2 protein-coding genes are annotated in these 2,180 nt (G+C 43.9%); both read right to left on the bottom strand.

Annotated elements, in window-relative coordinates; translation table 11 throughout:
* Positions 1-147: 147 nt before the first annotated feature.
* Entirely contained in the window at positions 148-1,446 is a 1,299-nt protein-coding gene (locus Selli1_RS18075) for an ISAs1 family transposase (RefSeq protein ID WP_281874476.1), read from the bottom strand.
* The gene (locus tag Selli1_RS18070) at positions 1,433-2,014 is read right to left on the bottom strand and encodes a hypothetical protein (protein WP_204864275.1); all 582 of its coding nucleotides are present in this window, start codon (positions 2,012-2,014) and stop codon (positions 1,433-1,435) included. The genes Selli1_RS18075 and Selli1_RS18070 overlap by 14 nt, the downstream gene beginning before the upstream one ends.
* Positions 2,015-2,180: the final 166 nt, after the last annotated feature.

The raw sequence follows: 2,180 nt of genomic DNA, 5'->3' as shown, positions 1-2,180 counted from the left end.
CAGGGTTGTTTCATGAACAACTCAGACCGGACTATACCTGAAATTATTTTCCTATATCGGTTCTGTTGAGCTTAATACGAAAAAAAGCGCAAATTCCCCCCTCTTCTCTTTACATTGCCTTTTTTTAGAGCTATTCTTTATATATAGTCAATACAAACCGGTTATGCCTTGAAACACATACTGTTCTCGCAGGACGGCATTGTCACAAAAACAATCCATCATTTCTGTCATAATGTTTGTCATGCCGGCTTCGAGCATTGACAGGCGCAGGATATTATACGCATATTTTCTGATTAATGCCAGGTTGTTTCGGGATTTTTTTGCAGGCGAACGGTCTTCCCTGAACGTATCGTCCAATACATGGTGGAGCCGGTTCTCTATTGACCAGTGCATTCTTTTAATGCTTCCCAGTTTCTCTGCGGTAAGGGTCAGGTCTGATATCATTGCGGTACACTGGATGTCTTTTCCTGTTCCTTCTGCCGCAGACGGAACCGGGGCTCTCATCGAACCTTTCTTTAAGAATTCTTCCAATGACGGCGTAATATCATTCCCCTCTTTGTCTCTTTCTACCGGTACTCTTACCTGCTTGATTCGTCCGATACTTTTCACCATGTTCCATTCTTCCTGACTCTTTGTCAGCCATGACACATCTCCGCATATCTGATAAGTCCTGTGTTCATATCGGTCGCGGTTCTTTTCTGTCCGGCTGACTTCTTCATAGTTTTTTAGGCTCTCCCTCAATACCGGATCCAGACGTTCTCCTTTTTTCTTTTTTGCAGTTTCCCTTTCTAACCGGTCCATGACTGCATGAATTTCTTCGCAGGCCTCTGGCTGGTTATTCTTTACTGTCAGGACAAAATGCCCGCCCTGTTCATGGATCTGATTCATGATTGCGGTCTGGGTACCGATAGCATCGATCGTTACGGTGCTTCCGCTGATATCCAGTAGTTTTAACAATTTAGGGATTGCTGTAATTTCATTGGTCTTTGAGTCTATGGGAAGCTGCGCCAGGATCAATCCCCGGACTGTTTCCACTGCGTTCAGAAGCATGGGAACGTCTGCATTTTTTGTTTTTTCTGTTGCGCCACAAAGGGCTTTCCCGTCAACAGCCAGATGGGTATTCTTCGAATCTACGATTTCACCAATCCATTCCATGAAAATATACACGGCCAGTTCTTCATCAATCCCGCTCAACATCCGGCTGATCGTTGACGGAGAGGCAATCCCGTTTTTCAGTTCCAGGTGCTTCCGCAGCCATTCTATATGGTTCCTGCACCAGTTCAGACTCCTGCGGATGGTTGTTCTGCCACAAAGAAATCCGATCGTGACACACACCAACATTTCTGCAAGGTCATGCTTTTTCTCCCTGCCACACCGATAATCCGGAATCTGTCTAAAGTAATAGATCAGCGGGGCCGTTCGGAATTCTCTTTCAGCACATATCAAATGCCACCTGTATTTTTCTCAGGAGTTCCCGCTGTTCTTCATGAATTCTGGAAATGATTTCGGTTTTGCCAAGACATATCAGATAGATGGTCTCCAGCTGATGCAGCTCTTCCAGCCCGACACCACACGTTTTATAAATCCGTCGCGACAGGGAGGCTGTCTGGGCTGCAAACTGATAGCGGAAATCCGATTCTTTTTTGATTGTTCTGGTTCGTTGGATATAAGATGTTGGGGACTGTTTGAAAAGAATGATGGAGAGGACATCTTCCCAGTCATCGCCTAATGGTTTTTTCCAATCATCCGGGCATAATTCCCAGACGGCTTTCGAAAAGCCGTACTCCCAAACTTCCGCATCCGTCAGAGAAACTTTCTTTTTGTTACTTTGTATCACTCCATTCGGAGTAATCACACCGATATAAGTATCGACTGGCTGTGGATATTTTTTCCCTTTCACGCGCCGGGAAGTCCTTTTATAAAGATAATAGGAATCCCCTTTTTTCTTTACTGTAGTTCCTCTGGTCCGATATTTTTGGACCCACTCTGGATATTTCTTTTCAGTTACCGGCATAAAATCCTCCTTCCTGCATAGGTGGAATATACCTATACTATATAAGACATTATACCTCTACTCGAACAAAAAGTCGAGGATTACATATACTGATGTATAGCATATATAACCCTCGATAAAATCAGATCGATTTATACTTTTAAAAATCATTCATGAAACAACCCTG

It is taken from the genome of Sellimonas catena, from assembly GCF_027924685.1.
In the GTDB taxonomy this organism is placed as follows: domain Bacteria; phylum Bacillota; class Clostridia; order Lachnospirales; family Lachnospiraceae; genus Sellimonas; species Sellimonas catena.
Note: the sequence above shows the minus strand (reverse complement) of the source record. Positions and strands in the feature narration are given on the sequence as shown.

Coding starts and splice junctions, on each gene's coding strand:
- Selli1_RS18070 (WP_204864275.1), bottom strand. CDS start 2,014: ATGCCGGTAACTGAAAAGAAATATCCAGAGTGGGTCCAAAAATATCGG.